The following is a 2,791-nucleotide window of genomic DNA, read 5'->3' on the forward strand; positions in this document are numbered from 1 at the left end:
CAGTGTGAAAGGCCCCCACCCATTTAACCCAGTATTTCGCGTTGCAAAAAGGCGTCAAGACCCGAAATCCCCGGGAGCTTACATCAGTAAGTGACCGGGGTTGAGGGCCGCAGACAACGCATTTGCAGCGTGAAAGGCGCCGGTTAAATTATTTGGCGTCGGTCGCCGTACCGTTAGCATGCCAGGTAAAGACACCGAACTCGAAGCCTTTCAGGTCGCCTTTCTGATCCCACGACAGCGGGCCCATCACAGTGTCTACCGTCGCGCCTTTCAGGTATTTAGCGATTTCCGCCGGATCGTCAGACTGATTCAGGCCCGCCTGCAGCGACTGCAGCGCCGCGTAGGTGGTCCACACGAAGGCGCCGCTCGGATCCTGTTTCTTCGCCTTGATCGCATCCACGATCGGTTTGTTCGCCGGCACCTGGTCGTAGTTCTTCGGCTTGGTCACCAGCAGGCCTTCCGCCGACTCGCCGGCGATGTTAGACAGGGAGACGTTCGCTACGCCTTCCGGGCCCATAAACTGGGTTTTCAGACCGGCAGCACGGGCCTGACGCAGGATCTGGCCCATTTCCGGGTGGTAGCCACCGTAGTAAACGAAATCGATATTCTCTTTCTTCAGGCGCGCCACCAGGGTGGAGAAATCTTTCTCACCGGCGGTGATGCCGTCGAAGAAGACCACGTTCGCCCCGCCTTTTTTCAGGCCATCCTGCACCGCACGGGCCAAACCTTCACCGTACTGCTGTTTATCATGTACCACAGCGATACGCTGCGGCTTCACTTTGTCGAGAATGTATTTCGCTGCGGTGGGTCCCTGATCGGAGTCCAGGCCGGTGGTGCGCAGGATCAGCTTATAGCCGCGCGCGGTCAGCTCCGGGGCAGTCGCTGCCGGCGTGATCATCAGAATGCCTTCGTCTTCATAGATGTCAGACGCCGGCTGAGTGGAAGAGGAGCACAGATGGCCAATAACGTACTTGATGCCGTCGTTGACCACTTTGTTGGCGACCGCTACCGCCTGTTTCGGGTCGCAAGCGTCATCATATTTGACGATCTGCAGCTTATTGCCCTTGATGCCGCCCTTAGCGTTGATATCCGCTACCGCCTGCTCGGCACCGGTAAACTCCTGGTCGCCGTACTGAGCCACCGGGCCGGACATCGCCCCGACGACCGCGATTTTGATGTCTTCCGCCAGCGCCGCGCTGCTCATAACTAAGGCAATACATCCTGCCAGTAACGCTTTACCCTTCATATTCATCCTGAGGCTCCCCATTATTATGGTTTTTGCATTTGTTGTGATGTTGTTTGTTAGCGCATTATTTTGTTTATATCGATAGGAAAAGCATATGATAGCTAATCCACCGGGGGCTGCTCGCGCTTTTGCAGCACACTATGCTAAACATACCGTCATTCTGAGGAATTTGAAACGACTAAATTGCGGGCTATCTAACAGATAAGTGACAAATAAAAAAACCGCGCCAGCATGAACCGGACGCGGTGCAAAACAGGCCCTGATTACCAGCCAGCGGGCAGGTAGCCTACCGCGGACGCTATCGCGTAGACGGCGCTGCAAAGATACAACAACACAATGAAGCATTGGATAAGCGGATGGGTCATCCAGGCCGGACAGGTCCAGCCTGGGGTCAGGTCGCCACGCTGGCGGGCGCCCTTCAGCATCAGGATCGGCATAATTGATAAAATGACGCCGCTGAACACTCCGGCAAAATAGAGCGCGTTGACGAAAGAGACCATGCCGCTATAGGCCAGCACGAACGGCGGGATCGCCACCACCAACAGCACCATCAGGCGCCGGGCGGGCTGTTCGTCATTCCCCAGGCGGAACTGATCGAAGATATTGGTCAGAAAGCTGCCGCCCAGCCCCCAGTAAGAGGTCAGCATGGCGCACAGCGCAAACAGGTTGGCCGAGAAGAACGCCCATTCGCCAAGCGCCCGGCCCCAGGAGATGGTGGCCACATCCGAGATATTGTCCAGGCCATTAAGCGAGATAACCGATAGCGGCACCAGCGCCAGCAGGGCAAAGGTCAAAGCCATACCGACCATAATGGCCCTGGGCAATTTTTCCGGTTTGTCGGCGAAGCCCCGCGCCATCTCCGGCACGATATACTGTGCCGAGAAGCAGAATGCCACGACATTGAAGACCGGAACCATATACAGCCAGTTGCCGTCGAGCAGATAGCCCACGCGGGTGGTCTCTTTCAACAGCGTGGCGATCACCAGCACCGAGATCATCACCACCATACCGATGCTGATAAATTTCTCGCCGCGGCCAATCGCCTTCAGGCCAAGGTAGAGCACCCCTGCCGCCGGGACGAAAAACAGCACGCTGCCCAGCGCCGGCGAGATGCCAAACAACGAGTGCAGCAGCTTGCCGCTGCCGGTCATATAAGCCGTCAATGCGCCGACGCTGTTAACGCAAACGGAGAGGAACATCATCAGCGCGCCAAAACCGCCGACGTAGCGCTTCGATAAACCGCTGAGCTGCAGATGTTTACGGGTGCGGAGCGTGGATTCCGCGACATAGAGCATAGTCACCGTCGTCAGGCTGCCCACCAGCACCAGCCAGAACAGCAGCGGTAAGAAGCCCGCTTTGCTCGACGCATAGGCGATAGAGAGGACACCCGCACCGATATTGGTACCGACAATCATCGATACCCCTTCGATGAAGCTCAGAGATTTTGTAGGGACAGCCGTACGTTCCCGGCCGGTGAGGACGGGAGAAAAGGTGGAGTTTTCAGACATAATACTTAATGAGATGGTCACTCCCTCCTTCCCGGTA

The 2,791-nt window shown here is 56.8% G+C and carries 2 protein-coding genes; both read right to left on the minus strand.

The window, feature by feature from the left end; translation table 11 throughout:
• Positions 1-148: 148 nt before the first annotated feature.
• A complete protein-coding gene (gene livJ / locus HMPREF3096_RS08065; RefSeq protein ID WP_002920812.1) occupies positions 149-1,252 on the minus strand; it encodes a branched chain amino acid ABC transporter substrate-binding protein LivJ in 1,104 nt (367 codons plus the stop codon).
• 257 nt (positions 1,253-1,509) lie between these two features.
• Positions 1,510-2,754: an aromatic amino acid transport family protein gene (locus tag HMPREF3096_RS08070; RefSeq protein WP_008806968.1), complete on the minus strand. Its 1,245-nt coding sequence runs from the start codon at positions 2,752-2,754 to the stop codon at positions 1,510-1,512.
• Positions 2,755-2,791: the final 37 nt, after the last annotated feature.

The organism is Klebsiella sp. HMSC25G12 (assembly GCF_001807705.1).
Lineage (GTDB): Bacteria > Pseudomonadota > Gammaproteobacteria > Enterobacterales > Enterobacteriaceae > Klebsiella > Klebsiella variicola.